Here is a 26,562-nt window from a genome sequence, read left to right on the forward strand (position 1 = left end):
CAAATTTCTTATGTTCGCAATTATACTACGCCGCTTAGTTTGTTCTCTGCTACTGGCTACTGTGTCTGCCTGGCCGCTGGCTTCCTTTGCCCAAGATCTGGAGCAGCTGACCTTCACGCTCGGAACGACTGGCCGTGATGCCAACGGGGCTGACTTTGGCTATATGGTCTTGCAGTCTCAAGAAGCTGAAGCGGTGATTGGCCGCCCGTATGCAATTTATGAAAAAGCGGCGGACTTCGCGACCGCTGCGCCGTTTCAACTGCGTGCGGTGATCCAACTGCAGACCGACCCTAGAACCATTCGTTCAATTTTGAAGGCATCTGAAAAGGTGGATGAAGATTTCGCGATGCTGGAACAGCGGGTGGATGGCTATTTCGAAGATGTCGACATCTCGACTTTAGGGGCGACTGGCGGCGAGCCCGACCTGGCGGAAAAGGTATCGATTGCGGTGCGGAGTGCACAGGCCAATCCATCGCTATTTGAAGGCCTATACTTTCTCGGACGCTTACACCCAGGTATCAATTGTGTGTTGGGTCTCGCTTACTTCGGTGAATTGAACCAGCCGCTAGTCACATGGGAGCTGCGCGAGTGGAACCCAAGCTCGCGTGAGCCGGAGGATGTGGTGGGCCGTGTCTTAATGGACTTGAGCGCCGCGAGTCCGAGCTTGGGCTACCCGCCGCTACCTGCGCCTGGCAAACCGGTGGATGTGCCTTTTCCTATTTCAGAAACGACTTACGAGAACGATCCACGCGGACACTTAAATGTGCGATTGCGCTGGCACACTCCCGAGGACTTGCGTCAGCAGTCACTATTGGCGATTGGATATAATGTGTATCGTCTCGCTAAGGCGGATGCGATTGGTCTTGGCTGGGTGCGTGAGGGGGACGCTGTATGCCCGGCCCCGTCGGTCGCGGATGCGCGCATGCTGTTGGAGGCAGGTATGCTGGTGCAAACAAATGTGTATCCAATCATGCCGGTGACGGATTTAAGCGAGGCCGAGTCTGAAGATCGCAGCGATAGCGAGACCTTCTTCACCGCCGATGACGATGACCGCTTCGAGCCCGGCGCTGAAGATACCTTCGGCGATGGGGACGAGTTCTACTATTTTGCCGGAGCGCAAGATCTCTTGCGTCGTCCCGGTGAGTTGTCCGATGGGCACTATGTTAAAATTTGTGATCAAAAACCACCGCTGCCAATTGATGAAGTTAAAGTGCGCAATCATTTCGTGGCATCGACCAATCCTGCCGAAATTCAAGCTTATAGTGGGGAGCAACATCTTGAAGTGCAGTGGCGCCAGCTCGAGTTCGACGGTGAGGAGCCTCTCGACAATTATAAATATTACATCTACCGCTGGGACAGCCCACAGGAGATTCTGGAAAAGTCAGCCAACCCACTGGCCAACTTAGTGGCGGGCCCGATCGATCACGATACCAGCAAAGAGTGGAGGAGCTGGATCGATACTTCTTCGCCACTAAATCCGGACGCACCGAACATGGCTGATGATGCGGGGCGCACCTATTTCTACACCGTGCGGGTGGAAGATAACAGTGCTTGTGGCGGTAACATGAGCGCCAATAGCGCTTCAGCTTACGGTGTCTTGCGAGACCGTCGTCCTTTGGCAGATCCGAGTGGTCGCATCACCACGCGTTGCTTAAGCTTAGAGATCGCAGGAAAGGGCACAGAGTTATTTCAGCGAAATCCGGATGACCTGAGCGCCAAGCCCATCATTCGCATCGCGGTCACTCGTTCGAATCCGGACATTGAATGGGCGAGTGTAAATATCAATTTCGGCAAGAATACCGAGTTAGACCCCATCGATCTTGAGAGACGTTATTTCGCCGAAGGTGAGAATCTCGTGATTTTCGATTATCAACCCGCAGCAGTGCGCAACGAGGTGCGAGTCAACGTTCACGGTGGGGATCGCTTTGGCAATATTAGCAATACAGCCTTGTTAATCCTCGGCGATGTGAACCCCAACAGTGCCTACTATGGCGTGGAGTATCTGTATGAGTTGAGTCATATCGAAATTTTGACCGATGACCGAAACTGTGGCCCACACATCGTGGTAGACACTAGCGCGCCCGGAGGGCTACTGGCCAAGCCAACGCTCGAATTATTCATGCCAGAGCGCGCGCGTGAGTATAAGTTGTATCGTCGCATCAATAACGGGGACCTGTCTTTGATACAACAAGGGCAGACCGAGGACTTGTTTACTGATTTGGCTGATTTCGAATATGCCGACTATGCCTTGCCCAATGCGCCGATGTATACGATCTGCTATTTCCTGCAGGTCTTTGACGAACATGGCAACGCCAGTGCTTTAGTGCCGGTGGATGAGTGTATCGAATTTATTCGCGAATATCCCGCGCCGCTGCTAGCGCAACCAGAGCTCTATTCCGGATCGAACGGGCAATCGATGGCACGGCTGACCTGGTATTGCCCACCAGAAGCCGTGGATAAATTTGAACTGTGGATTGCGAGTGACGATGCCGTCAGTCCCGGTGATGTGGGGGATGCGCTCAGTGAGCTGACCGAATTCGGAGCACGTCATATTCAAAATGATGCCCGCACATATTATATTTACCAAACACGTCGTTTGGCGACTGTGTTTGGGCAGACTGCGCCAGAGTTTAGCGTCGATTTGGAATTAGATCCAAACAAGGTTTACAGCTTTCTGGTGCGTGCCGTTTCCGCCGAGGGCTTGGATTCACGCTTAACCGGTCCATTCAGTAATCTACAGACGATCGCATGGACGCAGGGCGGCTCGGAGAATGGGCCAAATGTTGCCTGGCCCGATCGGGATCTGCCCGGACTGCTGGAGGAGAATTTGGAAGCCATGTTTACCAGCGAATTTGGAATGGAAATCCTACGAGACGACGTGAATGGGCCAATGCCGGCACTGCGGATCGGAGCGTATCGCTTGGTGGATGAAGAACTGGATGAAGTGATTCAATACGACAAAGAAGCCAATATAGACGCGGATTTTCCGACATTTCTGACACCGCCTGGAGATCCGGTGGCTTACACCGCGCATCGGATCATTGAGCGCAGGACTGGTCAGAGCGATGTGACAAAGTCGATTTTCCCCTTTGCATTGTATCGCTATCGAGTCGATGCACCTCTCGTGCGGGAGCCGAGCAAAAATGTAGAGCAAGTGTCACCAATGATGCGGGAGATCGCCTACGAAGGCGGCGTCATTTATGATATCGGAAAGACCGGGGGCGATGTGATCGAAGTCTCACGAATTCGGGACCCCTATCTATTTGCTGAAGTCGTCGATACGTATAGTGGCAACGGCCCGACGCATCATCTCTACATGCGTGATTTTACACCGGTGCAATTTGGCGGGACTTACCAATACCTGATGGTCTTTTTCACTGAGCGTGGCGAGATCGAAACAGTGCTACCACTCAATACCATTACGATTCAATAGAGTCATTTTAAGATAAGGAATATTGTTATGTTTAAACGTGTTTTAGCGCTCACAAGTTTAGCCTGGATCTCTGCGACAACATTGATGGGGCAGGGCTTGGTGCCCTTAGTCTATGAGACGAAGGACGAATGGTTGGTCGACCTACCCGCAGGGGATTTTGGCTATAGCGCTCAAATGATAATTGTCGATAAAGCCACCGGTTTGGTGCGCTCTTACGAGACTTATGATTCTGCCAGTGACGGCTTTATCAGCGAACCGTATTGGCAGACCGGAGAGCGCATGGATGCACCTGTCTCGACACTCTCCTTGTTGTTGGAATCGTATTCCACCCAGTTGATGCTACCCAAAGCGCTCAGCAATCGAATCAAAACTTACTATAGTGGCGGTTATGAGGGGGAGTTTAATTTCAAAATTGTGGGCGTCGGTCCCGAGGCTGCATTGAGCTTCCCCGCGGCACCGGACCAGGAGCAATACGAGCCGATGGTGCTGGTTCAATCAGGGCTCAATAGTCCGCCGGCTACCATTCAGCATGAGCTGTTGGTAACTGGTATGGAGGCCGCCTATGAAGTCTCGCTTCCGATTGCTATGCCTGCCTTTGAGCGTTCGCTCACCTTTCCAGTCGATCCGAACCTGGTATTTGATGGAGGCAATGCGCTGGTCGCGATGATCTCCGAGGGGCAAGTCTCCTTACGAGAGCCGATTAAAAATGGGCTAAAACTGCTAAACTCAGAAAATTTCCCAGCAGCTGGGCAATTAATCTATGGGGACTTTTTACAAGGCGGTGATGCTAATCAACTGCTCTGCTATGCTCTCAACGATACCAATTTATACCTCTACGTGATCAAGGAAGTGGCAGGGGAATGGCAACTAACGCCACCACTGGCTTACGATCTAGGATCGCCGATACAAATGGCGACGCGCCTCGTGTTGGATGGACAGCTACTGGTGGCTGTGCAATATGTGGGCAGCAATCAAATCGATCTGCTGGACTTAGCTGATGAGCGCATCGTCGATCAATTGACCATGAGCAACCTCAATGGCGCGCTCACCGGAGTCGTCTCGATGGGGGGCGATCGCCTGCTGATTTTCAGCGGAAAGGGCGGGGTGACCGATCAATATGAACTCTTCGGCTCTGATGGCAGCGGCGGCCTCAAATCGCTCTTTACCGGTCAAGTGCCCATAGATGGCTTCAGCGTTGATGCGAGCAAGCAGAAGCGCCCAAATCTATTTTTCTTTGATGCGTCTCCACTCGGTTCTTCAAACGCACGTTTGCTCGGGTGGCTCTCTGCTTGGGGAGATATTGCCTGGGCCTCAGAGCCCATCTTATACCCGGGAAGTGTGACCTATGACACTTGGGTCGATTGGGGCGCGGAGGACGGCTTGCAGAAAAGTTATCAATCCAGTTCCTATGCCGGCGATGAAACCAACAGCGTTTTAACCAATCAAATCAACTCCAGTGCCAGCGTATATGCGCTCAATCTCAGTGGAGAAGAATTTTCAGCCTTGTTCGCAAGCTGGAGTCCCAAGCCCGGCACTTACGATCAGTTGGCACTCATTGAGGCCAGCTTCCCTGAAAATACAGAATTGTATTATCGCGGCAGTGAGGACGAAGCCTGGCAGAGCTATAGCAGCCCCTTCTACCCGAGCGGGGAACAAGTCAGCCTCTCCTATTACATTCAGACTGCGAGTGGAGATAAAAGTCCGATTAAAACGGTTAACTACAATTTCACGCTCTCCGCATTCAACCGGGATAGCAATGGCGATGGCATCCCCGATTATGTGCAAATGGCATTGGGAGGCGATCCATTTGGCACCGGAGATTCCGATGGCGATGCTGCCAGCGATTTAGATGAACTACTGGCCAATACTTCGATAACAGATCCCACCGAAATGCCCGCCGAGGATTCTGAACTCAATCGGGGCTATTACGAAACTTTGCAAGTGGTCAGTCGCAACCTAGCCAAGGAGCCTTGGTTTACCGGATCGACCGGCTACGTAGATCGCTTGACGGGTGCGCGCCTTGGCCAGGCATCCGTTGCGGAAGGCAGCCGCTTTGCCGTCTTTGATCAAGTGCCGCTGGTATTTCCTGAAGGCGTTATCGCAGTCTCCACAGAAGCGCGCTATTTAATTCTCTCCGAGGGAGTGGCCGAGCCCACTGGCTTTGAGCAGCTGAAGCTCTTGCCTCTGGATAGCAGCGAGCTATTTGAGATCGATGTCAGCTATACCGGAGGATCGCTCTCCGACGCGGCCAGCGAGTGGCTGGATGAACTGGGCGAATACTCGGCAGGTGAGCAGACGATTCGTGAACTCAGTTTGAAGGTCGATGATACCGCTTTTGCGATCGCGATGGAGTATGCACTCGAGCAATACTTTAAGTTGCAGGCTTATCTACCATCCGATGCGCAGTTGACACTCTTTCCCAATCGCACCGGCGATGACCGTTGGACCTCACTGTCCGAGATCGCCACTCTAATGGACGAAAGCAATGGCGAGCCCGAGTTCTCAGTAGATGAACTCTGGGACGGTCTGCAGATTGAAGCCAGCTACAGCGCAGCGGCAGCTGTCGCGATTAACTGGGTGGAGTGGACTTATTTCTGCCGCGAAGTCTATCAGGGCTATACCGATGCACAAGTGGCCCACATCACCGGGCAGGGCCCCGTAGACCTACTGCGCGCAGTCTTACGCGAGCAAGCAGTCTCCGCTGAACTGTTAGACACACTCGGCCTCCAGTTGGACGCGATCGGACCCGCGCTAGCCGAAGGGCAAGGCCTCGCAGCGAGCTTTGTTTACGACGACGTGCAGCTCTACGAGTTGACCGTCGAAGAGGCCAACGCCGACGGTTGCTTCCTTGCCCGCAACGCATTTGCGCAGCAATACGCACTCTTCGATGCCTACGGGGAACGCTACATCTCCAGTAAAAGTATCGATCTATTACCAGAGACCCAGATTCGCGTATACGGCGTGCTCCGCGACGACTTTACAGCTTGCGCAGGCACCGCCTTGGAAGTGCGGAGCTTTCAAATCGTTGAAATGCCCGAACTCGTCGCCAACGATAGCGACGGGAACCTCTTGGATGATAACTGGGAGCTCTTTTGGCTCGGCGAGGGCGGACACGATCCTTTTGCAAGTGTCGATGGCAGCGGCTACAGTCTATTGCAAAAATTCCTCGGCGGCCACAATCCGGCCGACTCCAGTGATGTGCCTGCCGCGGCAATCGAAGACCTCAGCGCGCCAGACATCCGCATCCACATGAGCGCTACGAACGAAGTGACACTTACATGGGAATGGCCCGGCGCGTATAGCGACTCCATTCAGTTCAAGCTCATTCAGTCTGACGAGCTCGGCAACCTCAGATCCGTCACGCCCACATCGGTTAACTACAACCGCGTCGGTGACGCCCACACACTGGTGCTAGGCGTGCCCGCCGGCGATGCCCGCTTCTTTAAATTAGTGATGTCATTGTAGTCAGACGCTGCCCGCAAGCGTTGGGCAGCGTCCGCTCCGTGGGCGAGGGCTGTTATTATGGACAAGCCGCCGCATGATTCGCATTGCGGCGCCAAATTAGTGCACACAGCCAAAAGGCAAAAACAATCGTTTCAGGATCTGGATAACTGCCGGAGATTTGAACGCGGCGCGTGAACGCGTGGGCCGGCTTGATACGCGCTTGGCAGCCCATTCCGCTTAACAGCATGGTGCGACCAAAGGCCGATTTTGCTGAAAGCTCCATGGCCCCTGACTCAAGTTTGATGTCAAATCCGCGCCGGAGCATGCTGATTCTTGATGCCTCGGCACAAACCTTGTCCTCCTTGATTAATTCCCATGTCGGTGTAACGAAGCCCGATTTCTTGATCGTATAGAGCTGACCATTTAGCTCGAAGCGGCCCGATTCGCCCGCCCAGTTAAAGCGGAGCCCCGCATCAATGCCGCCACCCTGCATTGTATAGTTCCAAGATAAGACATTTGGTTGGCATTCAATCATCGCGTTATTAAAGTATATCTAACGCATGATAGGCAAGTTTTTATTCTAGCTGGTTATCTTGAGGTCTTCTGACTGCTCTTTCTGGAATGGTCGATGCGTCGGGGGTGTTTTTATACCAAGCAGGGGCTGAAATCGGGAGCAGGGCTTTGGGGATCTATGCGCAGTTCGATCGCAGGTGCGCGAACGTCAAACGTTCAATCTTGTATGTGAGTTTCACGCGTGGGGCGAATTTTCGTTAGCTGCCTTGCGCTGCGTTGGAAATATTTCGTTCTTCGATGAAGTCTTGTAAAATGAGGGCCGCGGCTCGGGAGTCGATCTCACCGCTTTGGCGGCTGGGCTTTTTCTTTTGGCCTTTGAGCCCTTGTTCTACGGAGTGACTGGAGAGGCGTTCGTCTACCCGGTGAATGGGCAGCCGAAAGCGCTTTTCGAGCTCTACGATAAATTCGTCCACTTCTCTGGCTTTAAAGCCGACCGAGCCGTCCATGTTGAGCGGGTAGCCGACCACGAGCTCTTGGGCGCGGCGTTGCGTGATCATCGTCTCGATCTGGCGCATGCGCTCCTTCTTGGAAGGCGCGACGGCCGCCGGTAGTGGCATTGCAATACCGATCTCGTCCGCGAAAGCGAGTCCGATACGCTTCTCGCCCCAGTCTATGCCGAGATAGTTCACTGTTTCGGAATGAAGAATTAGAACTTACTAAAAGCTACATCAGGCGCTTGTAGGCCTCTTGGACGCCGATTTTATTGACGAGAGCTTTGATTTCCTGGGCTTTGTCTTTGTGACAGACCAAAGTGGCGTCGTCGGTTTTGACAACGATGAGATCTTTGACGCCGAGTAGGGCAACGAGGTGTGTGTCGTCGCGGCAATAGACAATGTTGTCCTGAGCGTCGGAAAGTTCGGCTTGGCCGCGTACGACATTGCCGTCGGGGTCAGCGGGGTAGTGGCGTGCGACAGCGGGCCATTCGCCGACATCGTCCCAATCAAAGCCGGACTCGACCATGACGACGTTGTTAGCCTTCTCAATGATGGCATAGTCGACCGAGATTTTCTCGAGACTTGGGTAGTGTTCTGCGAGTAGTGAGTCGATGTCTGTGCCAGCAGCGAGGCCTTGGTCGATGTTTTGAAGTGCTTGCCAGAGGCTGGGGGTGCTTTTTTCGAGTTCGGCAACAATGGAAGGCACGGACCAGATGAACATGCCGGCATTCCAGAAGTAGTTGCCTGCCTGCAGGTAGTTTTGTGCTGTTTGGAAATCGGGCTTTTCGACAAAGCGTTGTACTTGGTAGACGGGACGCTCGGCATAGTCGCCCATGGCAGCGCCTTGTTGGATGTAGCCGTAACCAGTCGCCGGGAAGCTGGCAGTGATGCCGATGGTGGCGAGCACGGGCTGGGCTTCGGCGGCCGCAAAGGCGCTTTCCAATGTGTCGCGCAGACCGGCTGCATTATGTATGACGGCGTCGGCTGGAAGCATGGCAAAGCTGGCCTGAGGATCTTCGCGTCGCACGAGTATGGTGGCCAGTCCGACAGCAGCGGCAGTGTCGCGGCCAATGGGTTCGCCGATTACTTTGTTGGGATCGAGCTCGGGGCAGACTTCCAATACCGCATCGCGTTGCTCGGCGTTCGTGATGACGAAGACGTCCTTGGCGGACACTAGCCCGGCGAGGCGGTCGATGGTCTGTGCCAACATCGCCTTGTCGCCGACGATGGGTAAGAGTTGTTTCGGGCGTGCGATGCGGCTTTCCGGCCAAAAGCGTTCGCCTCGGCCACCCGCCATGATAACTACAAATCGTTTAGACATAGCTGCAGATTTCATTCGATCCGAAGAATGGCAAGAATCGAGTTGTTCGATTTTTACATTTGAGGACATCGAATATTTGGACGAAGATTATTTGTCAGAGTGAGTGCCTGCTAGCTCATGAGTCTTTCAGATCCTGTCTTGATCTCCGTGGCGCAATCCTATGATTTAGCGCATTCTCCTATTATCTATATGCCGAAGAAAAAATCCAAATCGATCGAAGACGAAGGTCCAAAGAAGAAGATGATGTATACCATCAAGCTCGATGATGAGAAGATGGATCAACTTGCGGACTTGCTGGAAAAGCAGACGGGGGGCGCATGGTTCCCGTATGATGTCGCCTATTCGTTATTTGCGTTCAAGGGGGAGAAGGTGAATGTAGTGGGGTATCAGAGTGGTAAGCTGGTGGTATCCGGGAAGAATACTGAGGACTTTGTTCGCGACATTCTCGAAGCGCAAATTACGGGAGATCCACGTCTGGGATACGACGAGGTGCATAATCCCGAGTGGTTTACCTTACATGCTGGTTGCGATGAGAGCGGAAAGGGGGATTTATTTGGACCGCTGGTGACTGCATGCGTGGTGGCTGATGGGGATATGGTGCGGCATTGGTTGGAGCTGGGGGTGGCTGATAGTAAAAAACTGACCGATGGCAGTATTTTGAAGTTGGATAAGGAGATTCGTAAGACTGAGGGGGTGGTGATCCAGACTGCATTCGCACGGATGCCCAAGTATAATGAGCTCTATAACAAATTTGACCGCAATTTGAATAAACTACTGGCATGGTATCATGGGAAATCCTTGAACCAAGCTTTGGACGCACGGCCTGCGCCTTGGGGCTTGCTGGACCAGTTTACCAAACAGAAGCTGGTAGATGCATATGTAAAAGATCGCAAAGACTTTAATTTGATCAGTCGTACCAAAGCCGAGTCGGACCCTGTGGTCGCCGCCGCATCGATTGTGGCTCGTGCAGTCTATGTGCGCGAAATGAAGCGGCTCTCGGATGAAGTGGGAGAGCCTTTAGTGAAGGGAGCCAGTGGCCAAGTGCTGGCACAGGCTAAAAAGATTGTCGCTGAAAAGGGGGCCGATGCCCTGCGGAATTTTGCGAAAATGCACTTTAAGACGGCCTATGAAGCGCAAGGTTTGGAGCCCCCCGCCAAGCCGAGTTGGTATAAGTATTAATCGTGCTGATTGACAGGCTGGGGGAAGATGCTTTGCGTAGGTAATATGATTACTTTAACTGACAATGCCGTTTCGCAAATTCGTAAATTAGCCGCCGAGAAAGCTGGTGAGGGGCAGTTGCTCCGTATCTTTGTCGAAGCTGGGGGTGCTCCGGTTTTGAGTATGGGATGTCCTTTGAGGCGAAAAAAGAGGAGGATCAGGTGCTGGAGAGTAATGGCATCTCTTTTTTAGTGGATCCGACTAGTCTCGATTATCTGGACGGCAGTGTGGTGGACTTCGATGATGGCCTGAGTGGAAAGGGCTTCGATATCCGGAATCCCAATGCGACGAGCACCTGTGGTTGTGGTCGTTCATTTAATTAAGTGGAAAACATAAAAAACACGGCCTTTACACTTGCCTTGCGCAGTGCGATTGGTATCCCTCTGCGCTTCTCATTCTAGAATTGAGTGTGAAACGGGGCATTTCGTCCCATTAACCAAACATATAACTAAAAGAAACATCGTTTCTCCCAGAGTGGTTATCTGGGCTTTGAAAACAGTATGAATATTACACCAAAAGACCTTCTCGACGCAGGCGTACACTTCGGGCACCAGCTCCGCCGCTGGAATCCAAAGTCGAAGCCCTACGTCTACGACAATCGTAACGGCATCTCTATCATCGACTTGGCGCAAACTCATGCGCTGCTTGAAAAAGCTTATGCCAAGGTCGAAGAAGTCGTCGCTTCCGGTAAAGATGTGCTTTTCATCGGCACCAAGAAGCAAGCGCAGGAAATCATGCGTGAAGCCGCGACAGCCTGCCAAATGCCTTTCTGCGTGAATCGCTGGATGGGTGGAGGTCTCACCAATTTCACGACCATCAAGACTTCGCTGGCGAAATACCGCAAGTTCTTGAAAATGGACCAAGACGGCGAACTTGAGAAGCTTCCTGGTAAGGAAGAAGCTGCGATCCGTCGTCAAATGAGCCGCATGAATCGTAACTTCGAAGGTATGCTCGAAGTTTCTGAATTGCCAGCAGCGGTCTTTATCGTAGACACCAAGAATGAAGAAATCGCAGTCGCTGAGGCGAATCGCCTTGGAATTCCTGTGATCGGTCTGGTGGACACCAATTCGGACCCCACAGTGCTCGATTTCCCCATCCCTGGTAATGATGACGCAGTCAAGTCGATCCGCATCATCGTGGAAACCATCTTGGAAGCGGCTCAAAGTGGTCTTGCGCAACGCGAAGCTAAGAAGGTTCAGAAGAGCGCAGGCCCTATTATCCGTGAGCAAGTCTTCGAGCAAGAGGGCGACGTAGAAGTCACGCTCCCCGCCGGATATGGTGAGGATGACAAGCCAGCTGCTGAAGCTGTAGCGACACCTGTTGCTGAAGAAGCACCTGCAGCTGAAGCCGCTCCAGAAGCGACTGAAGAAAGCAAGTAATTCTCCAAATCTGAAACTTATAAGATTTAAATAATATGAGCGTACAAATTAATGCAAAAATGGTTGGCGAACTGCGTGAAAGCACAGGCGCTGGACTGATGGATTGTAAGAAAGCTTTGGTTGAGTCCGAAGGTAATTTCGAAGCAGCTGTTGAACTCCTTCGCAAGAAGGGCATGGCCACTGCCGCTAAAAAAGCAGGTCGTGACGCCAGCGATGGTTTGATTGACACTTACATCCACCTCGGTGGTAAGGTCGGTGTGATGGTTGAAGTTAGCTGCGAAAGTGATTTCGTTGCCAAGACTGATGACTTTAAGCAATTCGTGAAAGATATCGCGATGCACATCGCAGCCGCGAGCCCCGTTTGCGTTTCTCGTGACGATATCGATCCAGCAATTGTGGCTGCAGAGCGTAAAGTTGCTGAAGGCCAAGCTGAAGGTAAGCCTGCACAAGCGATCGAGAAGATCGTTGAAGGCAAGCTGAACAAGTTTTTGAGCGAGTCTTGCCTATTGGAGCAAGCTTTCGTGAAGAATCCTGATCAAACGGTTCAAGAGCTATTGACTGCAATGATCGCCAAGATGGGCGAAAATATGCAAGTGAAACGTTTCGCTCGTTTCCAAGTCGGCGCGTAAACAGTTTAGGTTTTTTATTTTCAAGCCCCGCATCTTAACGGATGCGGGGCTTTTTTATTTAGAAGTGAGACAAAAAAAACGCATCCTTACGGATGCGGTTTTTGTTTTGAGAAAACTGACTTTTGCAGAGCGTGGATCTTAGACCAGCTTGGCCTTGAGATCGTCTTTTGAAGTGAGGCCGACTACGGTTTCTGCGACGGAACCACCCTTGAAGATCAGGATGGTTGGAATTGCGCGGATCTCGTATTTGCTGGCGATTTCGCTGTTGTTATCCACATTGACCTTGCAGATTTTAACGGCGTCGCCGAGTTCTGTAGCGAGTTCTTCGAGGATAGGAGCGATCGCCTTGCAGGGACCACACCATGGAGCCCAAAAGTCGACAACGACTGGGGCAGAGCCGCCGGCCACTGTGGAATCAAAATTAGAGCTATCGAGTTCTGTGATGTTATCGGACATAATGTCTTTGTTTATTGACGTGTTTATTTTAGGAAAGGGAGTGTGTCTTGTAAGAGCAAGACTGCAAATGCGATCGCCACGGCTGCCGCGACGGCATCGATGATGAGGCCGACGACGCTGGTGCCTTTGTCTTCATCGATGGTGATGGACGGCTTACTTGCGGTGGACTGGGGGGCCGCGGCCTTAGGCGTCGCCGGTTTGGGGGCGACAGGCTTTGCAGCGGCGGGTGCAGGCTTCGCAGCGGCTGAAGGCGCGGTCGCAGGCTTGGCTGGAGCGGCCGGAGCGATGGGTTTGGCTGGAGCGGCCGGAGCGACGGGTTTGGCTGGAGTGGCCGGTGTGGGCTTACTCTCAGCGAGTTCCTCAAATGAGAGTGTGGGTTTGGCCGGTTTTTTCGGGGGCGTTGGTTTGGCGGGGGCGGCTGGCATCGCTGGTGTTGCGGATACTTTGCGCTCAGCAAGTTCTTCGAAGGAGGGCACTGGAGCTGTTTTGGGGGCAGCCGGTGCAGCTGGAGTGACTGGAGCAGCTGGCTTTCTCGGGGCCGCAGGCTGTGAGTGGGCTGCCGTTCCGTTGACTGTCTTGCCGGCTTCGTTGTTAGCTGGGGTGTTGGCTGAATTTTCGTTGTTGGGGTCTGTCATAGTGGGAGTAGGCTATGTGAGCTTTGCTGCCTGTCAAGTGGACCTTAATCAGGTGTGTTATCTTTAATGATGTCGCTGAGTTCTTTTTTGTCCACGGTCTCGAGGGTCTTGCCCTTGCGGTCGAGGGTTTCAAAGGTTTTCACCACAGTCTCGGTCATGCGCTCATGTGTTTCTTGAGAGCCGCCCACGATGGCGAAGCGCTCTGCTTGTGTGATACGCTTGTGGCCGTCCTTGTTGTCCAGGCCGACTCCGATTAGGTGAGCAGCGGGCTTTTTGGAAGGTGAGTTGTGATTGTTACCGAGACGATTCATTGGAAATTAATCAAACTTGGGTGCGGTGAGGTCCGGGTGTTCGACACGCATACAGCAGATGTCGCCGAAGGCCTGGTCTTGTTGAATTGAAATCTTATTTAAACGGGTTAATTCGAGCACGGCAAGGAAGGTTGCAACAATTGTGGTGATCGTTGTGGTGGACTCGAAGAGTTCTGAAAATAGAAAGCGGGGCTGATGCCGTATACGCAGGAGCACGATTTCCATTCGGTCGGAGACAGTGACTTGCTCGGCATTGATTTGGCCTTCGTCGATACGTTCGGCTAGGCGGCGTAGAACTTGGTTGAATGTGTTCCACAAGTCGACCCGATCGACGGGTTTGAGGGGGCGCTCAATCGCCTCGACGGCATCTTTGGGGCCAATGCGGGCGATGAGGTCGTTACTATTAAGGATTAGCTTACGGATATCTTCGGCAGCCTCTTTGAATTTGCGGTATTCGAGCAATTGCTGAACCAGTTCCCAGCGGGGATCGATATCTTCTTCCTCGACGTCTTCATTGGCGCCTTGATCCTTTTTGGGGAGCAGCATACGGCTCTTGATGTACATCAAGGTGGAAGCCATCACGAAGAATTCGCCCGCGACTTCGAGGTCGAGTTTTTCCATCGAGCCGAGAATTTCAATATATTGCTCGGTAACGCGTGCGATCGGTATGTCGTAAATGTCGACTTCACTGCGTCGGATGAGGTAAAGCAATAAGTCCAGTGGCCCTTCAAATGCGGGCAGACGAATGGAAAAATCGTGATCCGGGATGAGTGCTTCTTCCATGTCTGGGGGGCGAGTGTATTATTCGCCGCTGGCGAGGCGCAGTTGGAGTTGAAATTCAACATCGCTCTCGCGACTGGCATCTTCGCGGAAGGTGATGGCGTAGACCAGCTCCCAAGTGCTGCCGATACGTGTGCGTAAGCCTAGCTTAATCTTGGTGAATTCACCTGTGTCAGCGTCAAAATTGACATCGGAGAGGAAGGCATAGCGTTCGTTGATGCGGTAAATGAAATCCAATCGATATTGATCGATCCGTTGATTGAGTAAGTCGGTGGATAGGCCGAGTTCCCAAACCTCGCCACTCTGAATGGTGGTGCGGGTGCGTAGTTCTTCGAGCATTAAGCTCTCGGTTTTAAAGCGGCTCGCTAGGTCAAATTTGAGCCATGGTGCAGGGTTGAGCACCAGTTCTACCCAGGTGGCATTGAAGGTGTCTTCTTGGTCGCCGTCGTAGCGAAGGCTCTTTTCAAAGAGAATGTCTTGATAGAAGTTCAGTGCTGCTAGGGTGCGGGAGCCGTAGCCTTGGGCGCGTGTTTGGAATAGATTTTCGACTCCGAGTCGAACCAAGTGTGTGTCGGCTATTTGGTCGACGTTACGCAAGTCGCTGAGATCCAGTAGGGGCCGCTGCAAGTCGAATACCTCGCGGTCGATGGTGGCGATTTCGTTGATGTCATCCGGGTCAGAGAAGTAGCGATAGCGCAGCACGGGACGTACGAAATGGCGCAGGCCGTCGATGCCCCAGGTCTTGTTGACTGTGGGGTAGCTGGCGTAGGCACGGGCTTCCAGGTCGAAGCCGAGCTCGTAGATGTCGCGACTGAAGCTGTCTGCGTTTAAAGTGGCAGGCGGTGTGAAAAATCCAGGATCGAGTTGTTGGTTCTCATATTGTGTGAACCATGCGCCGGCCAGAGGCTTGAGTGTGAGCCAGTCGGTGAGCAGAAAGGGGCGTTCGATGCGGTAAGTCAGGTCGAAGCGGTCGGATTCTCCCTCAACGGTGAGTAAAGGGGCACTGTCGCCAAAGTCTTCGCTTAGGTGCACGTAACTCGCCGAGGCGCGGTGGTATGCGCCTGTATTGAAAATGGGAATTGGCAACAGGTCGAAACGGATTTCAGGGCTGCGTTCTTGTACGGTCTGAAATTGATTGGGATCGAAGCGTCCGAAGGCCGAGATTAGGTAATTATCACCGGCGTAGACGGCTTCTGCGAAGGAGTCGGGGCGTTCATTATCGCTATATATGTCGTCGCGGAAATCACGCGTGACTTCTGAGTCGGACCAATAGCTGATGGAGGCAGTGCCAGTGAACCGTTCGCCGATGTGGTGTTTGTGGCGCCATTCGGCAAATCCGCGTTCGGCGTCAATTGGGTTGTCGAAGGCATCCAGCCCCCGCTCGGACTGGCTTCCATTGTCGTGGATGGCCCCAGTGCTGAGGGCACCGACTATGCGTTGGCTGGAAGTGTTATAGGTGTATTGTGCGGTGGGGCCGGCTAAGACGCCCCGTTGGCTATAAACATCCAGATTGGCCCCTGCGCGTAGCCACGAGTTCACTGGAAATAAGGTTGTCGTTTGTAAGTAGTAGCCCAGTTCGCTGTCGGAGCCTGCGTTGAGGTCGACCATGTAGGGGGAGCCGGCTAAATAGTGTCGGTAGCTCGGGATATAGAAAAAGGGCACAGTTCCGAGACGAAAGGTGGCACCATCCATGGAGACATATTGCTCCGTTTCGTTGCTGATATAGCGTACTTCGTTGGAGCTAGCGCTGAGTCCGAATTGGCTGGGGGCTCCGTAATAGAGTGTCGCGCCGTTGATTGTGGTGTCTTCGGTGGTGCCTCCGGCGCTGACGCCTGTCACGTAATAAGGCCATTGCCCTGTGCGTAGTAGATCGACTGAAAAAACGTTCTGTTGGCCATCGTAGCTGAGTCGATCGGCTAGCAGACGTCCGCCGTCGCGTGAAATGACCACGTTGCCATCGGCATCTGCCAACGAATATTCCTGGTAATAGGTGATTCGATCCGCTCGAATCCGGGTATGATCGAAGTCGAGACGGGCATCGCCGCGGGCGACCAAGCGTTGCGAAGCTTCATCGAACTCTAGGGGTTCCAGAGAGCTGAGTTCAGGTAGAGCCGCATTCAACGAAATTGAAAGCGTCAGAGAAAAGAAAAGTGAGGTATTCCGAGCGTTAACTAGCACGGGGCGGGACTATGAGCCGCGTGTTTTGAGTGGACAAGTCTTTTATACCTCATGTGTGCACTATACTGATTGCTTGCGGAGGCCTGGTTCAATGGCGGCGAGGCGTTGTTGTGATTTTCGTAAGCGCTCGCCATCGAATTTATTCGACGGATTCAATGACGATGCGGTGCTGGACAGGCACGACTTTTTGAGCGGTTGCTTCGACACGTTCGGCGGCGCGTTCGATGATCTTCGTTTTTTGCCAGGCAAAGAGTTCAGGCTTTTCATTGAAGGCTTCCGGGAAACCTTGTTCCCAATCCAAGAGCATCTTCAAGTGCGGACGAATGGTGCGAGATTCGTAGCCTTGTTGTGCATGGAGGGCGGTGACGACTTTTCTGAAGGCGGGATAGAAGGGGCTGTTCAGAAACTCGTCGGCGAGGTTGATGCCTTGCGCTAGTTCGGCAGCGGAGAAGACCTTGCTGTCCTCGCCCCAGGTCACTTTCATTTGTTGCGCGGGCGCATGCTTCACTACCAGCATGTATCGGTTGAGTTCTTGGTTGAATGGGATAAACTCCAACATGCCGATGCTTGAGTTGGGACTGCTGGGATCGCCGGCAAAGCAGAAGGGGTAGCGCGTGGATTCCAGATCAATCGCCCCGAGTTGAGCAGACAGAATGGTGTGGCCGGATGTGGCGGTGGCGGTGTCAGTTTCGGCATCGTACGTGATGGTGCCGATCTGGCCATCGCAACCGAGCGCTTTCAAAAATGCGTAGGACATGATGAACTGACCATTATCACTGGCGTGTATGCCATCGCTGCCAGCCACGTAGTATTCGGGGCCATATTTGGCTTCGGCTTGATGAATGACTTCGAGCATGGGGGTGTGAATGTCGACAAAGATCAGGTTGTTGTGGGCTGCGATTTCGCGGGCAATGTCTGATAAGCTGCTCAGCGTTTGGTTGTAGATCTCGGCCGTCGTTGGCCGCCCTGAACGTGAAAACGTTTGCGGATCGACCGCGCCGGGACCGCCGAGCACGATGCGCCGCACTCCAGCAGCACGGAGTTCGTCGATGTATTTTTGAGTGGATTCACGAAAACGAAGAGCACGATCATCATTCAAAGCTTGATAGCCACCATCGTTCATTCCGTAGCAAGTCGTTACCACGTCCGGTTGAAAGGGCAGTACTTCGGAAATTAAGCGTTTCGAGAAGATGCTGGCGTTTTCACCACCTTGGCCGAGTTGCATGCTGCGCAGACCGCTTTCTGGTTGGCACATTAAAAAATACGCTGCCATGTTGACGGAGTATTTGCGTTGCTCGGTGATCGAGTCGCCGCAGATCGCGATCAAATCGTTCTCTTGTAAGGCGGGTGCAGCGCTAGTGATTGAGGGGAGTGATAAGGAGATGCTCAGTTGTAAACAGAGCAGGTTAAAGCAGGTTTTGTAGTGGATCATTTCGAATGAAAGGGTGGGGCGTGCTGGTGGGGACAGGAATCAAATTGACGACATAATACGACGTCGAATTAATGGTTTGTCAATTTTGTATTAGAGGGAAATAGTTGGCCGAGCATAGCAAAGCTAGGTGGGCCTCAGAATTATTCGCCCGCTTGGATGTCGTTAACCATCGGGACTGGTTCGACGATTTGATTGACTTGGCGTAGGCGAGATTTGAGCTTGGTATAGGAGACCGCTTGCACATCGACACGGTTTTTAATCGCAATTGTGGCTGCTTCAACAGCGGACTGTGCCAAGATCATAAAGACAGGTTCCATCCGGATGGAACCAAAAGCTATGTGCGATGCCGAGAGGCAGTAAGGAACGAACAGGTTGGTGCATTCTCCACGTTTGGGTACGATACACTGGTAGGAGATAGGATAGGGCGGGCCGGAGTGGATTTGTACATCGCCTTCGTTGCGAACTTTGCCGTCGACGACGATGCGGCGGCAATTGTGGGAGTCCATTACGTATGCGGCGAGTCCGATGGCATCTGAAATAATTTCGTAACCGGTGCAGTGATGTTCGGTCATGACCACATCGCTAACCATTCGTCGTGCCTCGCGGACATAGAGAGCGGGAGGGAAGTGATCACTCTCCTTGAAAGCCTCTGCGTTCCATCCGAAGGTGCGGAAGCGATTTTGAAAGCTCTTGTCGACCGATGGGTCAGTGAGCCAGAACCATAGCAGCCCTTTGGTCCAGGTGACGTGTGCTTGAAAGATTTTTTCCCGTTCGGCGTAAGAGGCTTCAGGGTAGTCGTGATTCATACCGATGTAGTCGGAGGAAATCGCACCCCAATTGTTCATGTCGTATACGTCGTTGACCAGGCGGTCAAATTTATCGAATTCCGGGATGTAGCCGGCTTGGCAATAGCGACGTAATAGCTCGTAATCAGCTGGATTGTAATTTTCCGGCTGGGTGAATGGCACGCGTTTAGTGGCGTCGTCGGTCAGGCACAGCCGGAAGTTGTAAGCTTGCACACGGTGGTCGCCTTTACCCTGTTGGTAGGGGCCATCGTCGATGCCTGGCAGCAGACCACTGGCGGGATCGCCGGGGACTATGTATGGATCGACATCAAAGTTGAACTGATGCTTGTCCAGCATTTGCTGGCCATTGTAGGTTTCTCCATAGACATCATTATCTTCACGTCCAACGGTATAGCTGACCCCAGCTTTCGCCATTAGGTCTCCTTCGTAGCTTGTGTCGATAAACTGTTTTGCCTGAACGGTGATTCCGTTTAGAGTCGTGATCTGTTTTATGCGGCCCTGGTGCATTTGCACGGTGTCCAAAAAACTGCCGAAATGGCATACGATGTTCATCTCATCGAGCCATTCTTCGAAAACACTGCGGGCCACTTGAGGTTCGAAGAGCCATGCTTCGTCCTGCCCATACTTCTTACCCATGCGTTCATAAAACTGGCGTGCGAGCCCACCAATGGCAAATTTGTTGCCGATGTCGCTGTATCCCAGGCCGCCCGAGGTGAGTCCTCCTAGATGATTGCTTGGCTCCAGTAGAGTGACCGTTTGCCCATTTTTACGCGCAGTGAGTGCGGCAATGACTCCGCCAGAGTTGCCACCATAGACACAGATGTCGGTCTTAAAGGTGCGCGCGGCTGAGCGCTTGGGAGCTTGGTCGTCGTTTGGCTGAAAGGATTCGGCTTGAATCATGTAGTGAGTCTCTAGGGTGTTTCTGATTTTATCAATCAAAGATACTTGGTAATCTTAAGCATTCATTTAACAAATTTATGCATTTTGTTAGAATGTCGTGAAGTTTAGAAAGATGTCTTGCAAGCTTTTCCAAATGCGGCGGGCGTTTGATTATGATGTTTTTTGAATAGTAATTCCAGTGAGCGTGTGGTTGAGAAGCCGCAGGCCTGGGTGATGTCTGCCACCGTTCGGTTCGTGTTGGCGAGTAAGTGTTCGGCTTCTTCCAGCCGACGTAGATCGATTAACTCACGTAGTGATAGGTTGGACTCTTCGCGTATTTTACGCTCTAGTGTCCGGCGTGAGATCGGGCAGTGTCGGAGCCATGTTTGCACATTTAGTTGAGCGATGGGGATCGCGTGGAAGGCCTTGATCATCGGCTCCAGTTCGGAGTTGGTTGTTATTTGGAGGAGAGTTGAACGGCGGCGGTTCACGCCTACTGGGGAAAAGGGGCGCGGCAGTTGGGGCGGTTTGCCCAGTTCCAAGGCTTCAACCCACTGTGCCGCTGCTTTGCCGATCTCTTTAAATCTCAGCACCACGCTATCTAGATTAGGCCAAGCGGCCATGCATATGTCAGATTCGTTATTGGTGCCGACGATCCCGAGCTTGCCTGGGATTTTTATGTTCTTACGAAAGCACGCTTCAGTAATCCAGAGTGCAATGAAGTCGGACCATGCGTAGATGCCAGTGGAGGGGGGCAGGTTATCCAGCCACTTTTCCAGAGCGGGATCTTCTGCGGCATAGAGGCGTGAGCGTGAGCCACCTTGGGGGCTGTCTGTGTAGAGGATGACTTTGATACCGGCTGCTTGCATGGATTGGCAAAATCCTTGCATGCGGCGCACCGAGCCAGTGTGATTCGATTGGTAGATACACGCGGCATTCCGATATCCGGCTTTGCGTAAGTGGGCGGCAGCCGTGGCGCCTACGGCATATTCATCCATCCCGATCCAAGGGAGCTGGCCGGTATTGGAGAGCGACATCGTGTAGAGTATGTTGATGTTTGTGTGGGCGCATCGCTCGATTGTTTGCGACTCAGAGGTTAGAATCATGGCATCGGGTTGCCATTTTATGGCCGCTTCCAGTCCTTCTGGGCTGCTGTCTGCCTGCATGACTAGCCAATCTTTGGTCGGACGGATCGTGTGGTAGAACCCTGCTAGGAAATCTCGGGCAACTGAGTATTGGGTGTTTAAAGATAGGACGACTCGGAAGTGTTTCTTTTTGGGGTAAGGATGCATTTTTCTTCGGTCGGGGTGACGTGATTGTATGCGAAATGGATAAAAAGTATCTTGCTCTAAATATCGTTCGAGGCAACTTTTATCCTGTCTATACCTACTTAATAAACCCAGCAAGATAAGCAAACCGGCGAGCGATAACCGGAGGCCGTGTGATTGCCCGTAAGCACGAATACTTTGCGAGCAAATACCTATGAAGCAAATTGAAGAACATTATGATGTCGTCGTATGTGGTGGCGGTTTAGCTGGCTTGAGTGCTGCGGTCGCGGCGGCGCGTGAAGGTGTGCGAACTTGCTTGATCCAGGATCGCCCGGTGTTGGGAGGGAATTCGTCGAGTGAAATTCGGGTGACACCGCATGGTGCGGCCGCCTGTCATGCGTATGCTCGTGAGACGGGTATTCTTTCTGAATTGTTGATCGAGGAGCGCGCAAGGAACCATCAGGAAACGATGGAGACTGGCGGAATGAACAGCGTGTGGGATATGGTGCTCTATGATCTGGCGGTGAGTACGCCTAATCTTAGCTTACATCTGAACACGAGTATTTTGAATGTCGTTATGCATGGGGCTCAAAATGGTTCGGCGCCTGTTGGTGCATCGGAGCCGGCACACATACAGCATGGCTACTATCATCGTCCAGCTTGTAATACATCGAATCGTATCGCAGCGGTACGTTGTCAGGTCAATCATGCGGAGCTGGACTTGCTGATCGGAGCTAAGATCTTTATCGACGCCAGTGGTGATGGAATTGTGGCTGATTTAGCGGGGTGTGAGTGGCGCATGGGTGCTGAGAGTCGTGATGAGTTTAATGAGCCCCATGGCTTGGATCAGGCATCGACGGGAGTGATGGGGAATTCGATCCATTTTCGCACCCGTGATACCGGGCGCCCGTGCGCATATCGACCACCGTCTTGGGCGGTCGAGCATCGGGATGCGAAGTATTTCCAATGTCATAAACGCTCGTATCAGGATGCTCGTGGTGGATTTTGGTGGTTTGAAATCAGTGCGCCCTGGCATACGATTTACGACAGTGAGAAAATTCGACATGAATTAACGCGACACGTCCTAGGCATTTGGGATTGGATGAAGAATCGTGATCCTGAAATGAAGGAAAAATTGGTGAACCACGCGATCGACTGGATTGGCCAGGTGCCTGGAAAGCGGGAGAGTCGCCGGATTATGGGACGCTATTTGTTGACCGAGAATGATGCACTGGAGAAACGTGCATTTGAGGATGAGATCGCCTATGGTGGCTGGTATGTGGATTTGCACCATCCTGGGGGATTATTATTGGATGGAAGCGAAGGTGAAGTGCCGGAAGAGCATTATAATCCTAGAGTGAATTGCGGCCCCTATCGTATTCCGTTGCGAATGTTGATCTCCAAGGATCTTGATAACTTATTAATGGCCGGGCGAAATATCAGTGCGACGCACGTCGGTCTGGGGACGGTACGTGTGATGGGCACGACTGCTTTGACCGGGCAGGCAGCAGGCGTGACAGCCGCCGTGGCTGTAGGCCAAGAATGTGAAGTGCCGGCGGTCGCTCAGCAATATATGCAGCAGGTGCAGCAAACTCTGTTGCGTGCAGGTTGCTTTTTACTTTCGGCTAAAAACGAGGATGTTAAAGATCTCGCATTGCAGGCTCAGGCACGCGCGTCCAGTGAGGCCAGTTTTGAACTCGTAGAACCTTGCTATAGTCAGGATTCGGCGCTTCAGCAGTATTGGATGTCTGCTGATCGAATTAGGCAGTTGCGCTCACAATGGATTGCTATTTCCACGCCGCAACTTGAGTCTGTGGGGCTGTATTTGACGAATCAAGAGGCGTCATCGCAGAAACTACGATTGCGATTGGTGCAGGCCGAGCATATTTGGGATTATCCTTTTGACGGTGATCTAAACATACTTGCCGAAGTTCATTTGAATGTGCCTGCGAATCATCACGGTTGGCTGGATTGGCCTTGTCATGTGCAGACGACAGGATCTTGCGCTTATGTGCGTTTGGACGTTATGTCAAATGATGCTCTGGTTTGGCATACCGCGGCTCATACCATACCTGGTTTTCCTGCCGCTTTTGAATTCCAGCCAGGTCAAATGCAGCGTTGGCGGGAGGCATGTACCAATGCCATACGAGTGGTGCCGGCGCAATCTGTCTGGCCTGCTGCGAGCGTCTTGAGTGGGGTGACGCGTCCATATCGTGCGACAAACGTCTGGCGTTCTGATGCGGCAGAAACCCTGCCGCAGAGCTTGGAACTTGTTTGGGATGACGAAATTTGCTGCTCCAGAGTCGAGCTCACGTTTCCAGGTAACATTTTACTGGAACATCATAAATATCCGCCATTTTGGTGTGATCCTCAGTTGCCCACGGAATATGAATTGCAGTGTTGGGATGGAGGCGCTTGGCGATGCGTGTTGCAGGTGACCGGCAACTACCAGCGGCAGCGTATTCATCGTTTCGATGCGACGATTACAACACGGCGTCTAAGGGTTGTTGTGACGCGGACAGGAGGAGATCCTTCCGCTGCTATCACAGAGATTCGTTGCTATGCCTGAGGGCGTGTCGAATCGATTTATTGAAGTTTTTTATTATGCTAGTTGTTAAACAAAATCAAATGCGCCAAGCGCATGAACTTTCCGGATTTTTTCGTTTTAAAGCAGACCGCAATGCGTGCTCTGGATCAGAGGCTTGGGAGAATGGTCTGGTGGGTGATGTGCATGAGCTGGCAGTGCCTGGGAGTTGGAATGAGCAAGCTCGTGATTTACACGATTTCTTTGGTGAGGGCTGGTATGAGCGTGAGTTTACTGTGCCTGATGGCTGGCAGGGGCAACGCGTTTGGTTACGTATCGGCAGCACTGCTGGCAACGCGCGCGTGTGGCTGGATGGGCATTTGCTGGGGCAGCACCGTGGGCCGCATTTGCCATTTGAATTTGAACTGACTGCATATGTGCGCTATGGCGAGACGCAGCGACTCAGTATTGCGGTTGATAATACCTTGGTGCATTATGATTTACCTCCAGGTCAGGCGCGTAGCGATGAAGATCGAGCGGCTGGGCAGTGTAGTGCCAAGCCCGATGTGGCTTATGATTTTTTTCCGTCGGGTGGTATTCATCGTCCAGTTTGGTTATACACGACCGGGGCGGCCAAAATCGAATCCCTGCAAGTCGCGACAAATTTTCAAGGGACGCAAGGGCATTTGCACCTGCGGACCACGGTTTGCGGTGAGGGGGCAGCTGAGTTGCAAGCGGTGGTGGATGGAAAACGTTATGTATTTCCCGTGGATCAGTGCTCGGTGTTCGGGGAATGTGTGATCGAGAATGTTCGCTTGTGGTCGCCGGAGGATCCGCACCTCTACCAGTTGGAATTACAATTGGTATCATCGAAATGTGAGCTGCTCGATTACTATACTCAGGCTGTCGGGGTGCGCACCATACGAGTTGAGGGACATTCGCTACTCCTAAACGATCAGCCTATTTTCTTGCGTGGAGTGGGCAAACATGAGGATTTCCCAGTAATTGGGAAGGGGTGGATGCCGAGCTGTGTGGTGCGGGATTTTGATTTAATGCGCTGGATGGGGGCAAATTCTTTTCGAACAACTCACTATCCATATGCGGAGGAGATGTTGGACTATGCCGATCGACACGGGATGCTGGTGATTGCAGAAACTCCATTTGTTGGCTTAAAAGAGCATCTATATACTGATGATATGCTGGCGCGTGCCCAGGATACGATTGAGGAGATGATTGTGCGCGATTATAATCATCCAAGTGTGATTTTGTGGTCAATGGCGAACGAGCCTAATGTGCGTAGTGAAGCTGGGCGTACATTCTTCAAAGGCATGGCGGATAAAGCACGTAGTATGGATGCGACGCGGCCCATTATGTTTGTCGCGCATCAGTGGCCGGACAATAACCTAGGAGCTGAGTTTTATGATATGATCGGGGTCAACAAATACTATGGTTGGTATAGCGATCCGGGGGATATTGACGGTTCTTTGCAGAAGTTGATAGATAATTTGGAGGCCTTTAACAAAGAATTTGATTGTCCGGTTATGCTGGCCGAATTTGGTGCGGATGCAGTCGCCGGTATTCATAGTGATCCGCCAGCAATGTTCACTGAAGAGTATCAGGCGCAAACGATTGAGAAGCAGTATAATGCGGTCAAGGATTTACCCTGGATGGTTGGTACACATGTCTGGGCGTTTGCTGATTTTAAAACTCAGCAGTCTTACACGCGAGTGAATGGTAATCGCAAGGGGCTCTTTACTCGTAATCGGCATCCTAAGATGGCAGCGCATACGGTGCGTCGCTTGTGGACAGGCCAATGATGCGTGTGCGATTGACTTGGTGCTCTGGGTGGATGCTGCCCGGCAGATTTATTTTGCGCATTCGGAAATATTTACCGATTATGTAATTTGCGCTGTATTAATTGCAGTTCGATCTTGAATTTAGATGTAGGCGAGTCGTGGGATTAATTTTTTAGAATTTTATTTGATGTTTTAAATTGATTCTTAAGTGTCTTTAAAGCAACTTCTTATGTTTTTATATGGCACGGTGTTTTTGTGTTTTAATTGGCGTTATTTTTGATTGGGTATACTTGTTGCTTTGTCTATTGCAAAGTAGCAGATAGTGGCTACGTTAAACTCATTATTTTTAATCTTTAATTATAGAATCATCATGAAAAGGGCACTCACATTTTCCTTATTTAGTCTCATTGCCGGCGCATCGTCAGTCATGGCAGCTTACCAATATGGCGACTATGTAAATTATGACTACAGCAGCCTGACTGTTGTGGAAGATAGCAGCTTAAGTTTGGACTTCTTTATCGAGTCTTCCGCTGATGGTTATGACATTCTGGACTGGGATACTTTGACGGTCGAAATTACTAGCAGTAGTAACGAAGTCACGTTGAGGGATGTGAGCGTGACTGGCACGTCCATCGATATTGGAAATTTTGTAGCTGGCGATAGCTTGTTTTTCTTCGTTAGTGGTGATCAAGGCACGACGAGCACTTCCTACACTCGGGACTTGGGGCACCGTGGTTGGGAATATAGTAGCACGTTCAATGGTCCGGATTCTTTATTTTTTGGTGGGAACTATGGCCAAAATGGAAGCGATTATGCGCAACTTTCGTTTCGCGTTAGTGGGGGAGCACCTCAATCCGCCAGCGGTCAACCACTACCAGGTGTCGCAGTGTCGATGTTGATGGGGAGTGCTGGGCTCTACTGGGTCAAGCGTAAGAAAGCTGACTGCGTCGCTGCTTAATGATAACGGTCCATATCTGAAACACGAAAGTTAATCTACTGAAAGCACTTCGTCCCTGTTGGGATGAAGTGCTTTTTTTTGTGTGTGTGTTGCGAATCTTTTATCTAA

20 protein-coding genes are annotated in these 26,562 nt (G+C 52.0%); 9 read left to right on the plus strand and 11 right to left on the minus strand.

Going from position 1 to position 26,562, the window contains the following annotated elements; genetic code table 11:
* The first annotated feature begins 10 nt into the window (after positions 1-10).
* Positions 11-3,433 carry a hypothetical protein gene (locus tag SH580_RS20415; protein WP_319832663.1) on the plus strand — a complete coding sequence of 1,141 codons (3,423 nt, stop codon included), beginning with the start codon at positions 11-13 and terminating at the stop codon, positions 3,431-3,433.
* A gap of 27 nt (positions 3,434-3,460) precedes the next feature.
* A complete protein-coding gene (locus tag SH580_RS20420) occupies positions 3,461-6,898 on the plus strand; it encodes a hypothetical protein (protein ID WP_319832664.1) in 3,438 nt (1,145 codons plus the stop codon).
* A 55-nt stretch (positions 6,899-6,953) separates the two neighbouring features.
* Here SH580_RS20420 and SH580_RS20425 read toward each other — a convergent pair whose 3' ends face one another.
* The 3 genes from SH580_RS20425 to SH580_RS20435 form a co-directional block, all read right to left on the minus strand.
* Positions 6,954-7,370, minus strand: a complete 417-nt coding sequence (locus tag SH580_RS20425) for a hypothetical protein (protein ID WP_319832665.1) — start codon at positions 7,368-7,370, stop codon at positions 6,954-6,956.
* A 277-nt stretch (positions 7,371-7,647) separates the two neighbouring features.
* Positions 7,648-8,079, minus strand: a complete 432-nt coding sequence (gene ruvX, locus SH580_RS20430; protein WP_319832666.1) for a Holliday junction resolvase RuvX — start codon at positions 8,077-8,079, stop codon at positions 7,648-7,650.
* A 34-nt stretch (positions 8,080-8,113) separates the two neighbouring features.
* Positions 8,114-9,205: a mannose-1-phosphate guanylyltransferase gene (locus SH580_RS20435; RefSeq protein ID WP_319832667.1), complete on the minus strand. Its 1,092-nt coding sequence runs from the start codon at positions 9,203-9,205 to the stop codon at positions 8,114-8,116.
* Positions 9,206-9,394: 189 nt separating this feature from the next.
* Between SH580_RS20435 and rnhC the strand changes: the two genes are divergently transcribed.
* The 4 genes from rnhC (at position 9,395) to tsf (ending at position 12,431) form a co-directional block, all read left to right on the plus strand.
* Positions 9,395-10,384 carry a ribonuclease HIII gene (gene rnhC, locus SH580_RS20440; protein WP_319832668.1) on the plus strand — a complete coding sequence of 330 codons (990 nt, stop codon included), beginning with the start codon at positions 9,395-9,397 and terminating at the stop codon, positions 10,382-10,384.
* Between the two features lie 167 nt (positions 10,385-10,551).
* On the plus strand, positions 10,552-10,746 hold the full coding sequence (locus SH580_RS20445; RefSeq protein ID WP_319832669.1) for a HesB/IscA family protein: 195 nt from the start codon (positions 10,552-10,554) through the stop codon (positions 10,744-10,746).
* A gap of 177 nt (positions 10,747-10,923) precedes the next feature.
* Positions 10,924-11,802 carry a 30S ribosomal protein S2 gene (gene rpsB, locus SH580_RS20450; protein WP_319832670.1) on the plus strand — a complete coding sequence of 293 codons (879 nt, stop codon included), beginning with the start codon at positions 10,924-10,926 and terminating at the stop codon, positions 11,800-11,802.
* Positions 11,803-11,837: 35 nt separating this feature from the next.
* On the plus strand, positions 11,838-12,431 hold the full coding sequence (gene tsf, locus SH580_RS20455) for a translation elongation factor Ts (protein WP_319832671.1): 594 nt from the start codon (positions 11,838-11,840) through the stop codon (positions 12,429-12,431).
* Between the two features lie 138 nt (positions 12,432-12,569).
* On the opposite strand, the gene trxA is transcribed toward tsf, so the two are convergent.
* From trxA to SH580_RS20495, 8 genes are all read right to left on the minus strand, one after another.
* Positions 12,570-12,887, minus strand: a complete 318-nt coding sequence (trxA, locus tag SH580_RS20460) for a thioredoxin (protein ID WP_319832672.1) — start codon at positions 12,885-12,887, stop codon at positions 12,570-12,572.
* A 23-nt stretch (positions 12,888-12,910) separates the two neighbouring features.
* Positions 12,911-13,522 (minus strand): hypothetical protein, encoded by a 612-nt coding sequence (locus SH580_RS20465; RefSeq protein ID WP_319832673.1) that lies wholly within the window; start codon positions 13,520-13,522, stop codon positions 12,911-12,913.
* A 44-nt stretch (positions 13,523-13,566) separates the two neighbouring features.
* Complete coding sequence (locus SH580_RS20470; RefSeq protein WP_319832674.1) at positions 13,567-13,833, minus strand: hypothetical protein; 267 nt, start codon at positions 13,831-13,833, stop codon at positions 13,567-13,569.
* A gap of 6 nt (positions 13,834-13,839) precedes the next feature.
* Positions 13,840-14,616, minus strand: a complete 777-nt coding sequence (locus SH580_RS20475; protein ID WP_319832675.1) for a segregation and condensation protein A — start codon at positions 14,614-14,616, stop codon at positions 13,840-13,842.
* An 18-nt stretch (positions 14,617-14,634) separates the two neighbouring features.
* Positions 14,635-16,791 (minus strand): LPS assembly protein LptD, encoded by a 2,157-nt coding sequence (gene lptD, locus SH580_RS20480; RefSeq protein WP_319832676.1) that lies wholly within the window; start codon positions 16,789-16,791, stop codon positions 14,635-14,637.
* 139 nt (positions 16,792-16,930) lie between these two features.
* Entirely contained in the window at positions 16,931-18,223 is a 1,293-nt protein-coding gene (locus SH580_RS20485; protein WP_319832677.1) for an SGNH/GDSL hydrolase family protein, read from the minus strand.
* 140 nt (positions 18,224-18,363) lie between these two features.
* On the minus strand, positions 18,364-19,929 hold the full coding sequence (locus tag SH580_RS20490) for an FAD-dependent oxidoreductase (RefSeq protein ID WP_319832678.1): 1,566 nt from the start codon (positions 19,927-19,929) through the stop codon (positions 18,364-18,366).
* Between the two features lie 104 nt (positions 19,930-20,033).
* Entirely contained in the window at positions 20,034-21,200 is a 1,167-nt protein-coding gene (locus tag SH580_RS20495) for a substrate-binding domain-containing protein (protein WP_319832679.1), read from the minus strand.
* 190 nt (positions 21,201-21,390) lie between these two features.
* On the opposite strand from SH580_RS20495, the gene SH580_RS20500 reads away from it, so the two are divergent.
* The 3 genes from SH580_RS20500 (at position 21,391) to SH580_RS20510 (ending at position 26,454) form a co-directional block, all read left to right on the plus strand.
* A complete protein-coding gene (locus SH580_RS20500) occupies positions 21,391-23,745 on the plus strand; it encodes an FAD-dependent oxidoreductase (RefSeq protein WP_319832680.1) in 2,355 nt (784 codons plus the stop codon).
* 35 nt (positions 23,746-23,780) lie between these two features.
* Positions 23,781-25,517: a beta-glucuronidase gene (gene uidA / locus SH580_RS20505; RefSeq protein ID WP_319832681.1), complete on the plus strand. Its 1,737-nt coding sequence runs from the start codon at positions 23,781-23,783 to the stop codon at positions 25,515-25,517.
* A 349-nt stretch (positions 25,518-25,866) separates the two neighbouring features.
* Positions 25,867-26,454 carry a hypothetical protein gene (locus tag SH580_RS20510; RefSeq protein WP_319832682.1) on the plus strand — a complete coding sequence of 196 codons (588 nt, stop codon included), beginning with the start codon at positions 25,867-25,869 and terminating at the stop codon, positions 26,452-26,454.
* Positions 26,455-26,562 lie beyond the last annotated feature (108 nt).

Origin of the sequence: Coraliomargarita algicola (assembly GCF_033878955.1) — a bacterium.
Lineage (GTDB): Bacteria > Verrucomicrobiota > Verrucomicrobiia > Opitutales > Coraliomargaritaceae > Thalassobacterium > Thalassobacterium algicola.

Excerpts from the sequence above, each read along its gene's own strand:
- SH580_RS20415 (WP_319832663.1), top strand. The coding sequence starts at position 11 with ATGTTCGCAATTATACTACGCCGCTTAGTTTGTTCTCTGCTACTGGCT.
- SH580_RS20420 (WP_319832664.1), top strand. The coding sequence starts at position 3,461 with ATGTTTAAACGTGTTTTAGCGCTCACAAGTTTAGCCTGGATCTCTGCG.
- SH580_RS20425 (WP_319832665.1), bottom strand. The coding sequence starts at position 7,370 with ATGCAGGGTGGCGGCATTGATGCGGGGCTCCGCTTTAACTGGGCGGGC.
- SH580_RS20435 (WP_319832667.1), bottom strand. The coding sequence starts at position 9,205 with ATGTCTAAACGATTTGTAGTTATCATGGCGGGTGGCCGAGGCGAACGC.
- rnhC (WP_319832668.1), top strand. The coding sequence starts at position 9,395 with ATGCCGAAGAAAAAATCCAAATCGATCGAAGACGAAGGTCCAAAGAAG.
- SH580_RS20445 (WP_319832669.1), top strand. The coding sequence starts at position 10,552 with ATGTCCTTTGAGGCGAAAAAAGAGGAGGATCAGGTGCTGGAGAGTAAT.
- rpsB (WP_319832670.1), top strand. The coding sequence starts at position 10,924 with ATGAATATTACACCAAAAGACCTTCTCGACGCAGGCGTACACTTCGGG.
- tsf (WP_319832671.1), top strand. The coding sequence starts at position 11,838 with ATGAGCGTACAAATTAATGCAAAAATGGTTGGCGAACTGCGTGAAAGC.
- trxA (WP_319832672.1), bottom strand. The coding sequence starts at position 12,887 with ATGTCCGATAACATCACAGAACTCGATAGCTCTAATTTTGATTCCACA.
- SH580_RS20465 (WP_319832673.1), bottom strand. The coding sequence starts at position 13,522 with ATGACAGACCCCAACAACGAAAATTCAGCCAACACCCCAGCTAACAAC.
- SH580_RS20470 (WP_319832674.1), bottom strand. The coding sequence starts at position 13,833 with ATGAATCGTCTCGGTAACAATCACAACTCACCTTCCAAAAAGCCCGCT.
- SH580_RS20475 (WP_319832675.1), bottom strand. The coding sequence starts at position 14,616 with ATGGAAGAAGCACTCATCCCGGATCACGATTTTTCCATTCGTCTGCCC.
- SH580_RS20485 (WP_319832677.1), bottom strand. The coding sequence starts at position 18,223 with ATGATCCACTACAAAACCTGCTTTAACCTGCTCTGTTTACAACTGAGC.
- SH580_RS20490 (WP_319832678.1), bottom strand. The coding sequence starts at position 19,929 with ATGATTCAAGCCGAATCCTTTCAGCCAAACGACGACCAAGCTCCCAAG.
- SH580_RS20495 (WP_319832679.1), bottom strand. The coding sequence starts at position 21,200 with ATGCATCCTTACCCCAAAAAGAAACACTTCCGAGTCGTCCTATCTTTA.
- SH580_RS20500 (WP_319832680.1), top strand. The coding sequence starts at position 21,391 with ATGAAGCAAATTGAAGAACATTATGATGTCGTCGTATGTGGTGGCGGT.
- uidA (WP_319832681.1), top strand. The coding sequence starts at position 23,781 with ATGCTAGTTGTTAAACAAAATCAAATGCGCCAAGCGCATGAACTTTCC.
- SH580_RS20510 (WP_319832682.1), top strand. The coding sequence starts at position 25,867 with ATGAAAAGGGCACTCACATTTTCCTTATTTAGTCTCATTGCCGGCGCA.